Genomic DNA, 349 nt, shown 5'->3' on the forward strand with positions numbered 1-349 from the left:
TTAATGGTCTGGAGCTTTATTGCTTACAAACTAACTACAGAATAATCTCATAAGGTATATTTTCCTTAACAGGTCGCTTCCTACCTACTGTACCTGCTTGTATTGACTTCATAAAAGCGTGGATATTCTTGACATCTTTAAATCCATTCTCCTTATACTTCTTATAAATCATACATTCTCTGGATAATGGTTTGTTATTGCCTTCGTTGAAGTCTATCATGTGGTCGAACATGGCAATTAGTTTCTTTACCTGTTTATCTTTAGGCTGGTCTATTATTAAGCCTTTGACCTTTAGAATCAGACAGTCACCAATTTCATCCAATAAATCCAAATCCTTTAACTGCTCTAT

The 349-nt window shown here is 34.4% G+C and carries 1 pseudogene; it reads right to left on the reverse strand.

The window, feature by feature from the left end:
* Positions 1–34: 34 nt before the first annotated feature.
* Positions 35–349: pseudogene (locus DW862_RS25615) on the reverse strand (hypothetical protein); the annotation flags it as partial.

The organism is Bacteroides sp. AM37-9 (genome assembly GCF_003603455.1).
GTDB lineage: Bacteria > Bacteroidota > Bacteroidia > Bacteroidales > Bacteroidaceae > Bacteroides > Bacteroides xylanisolvens.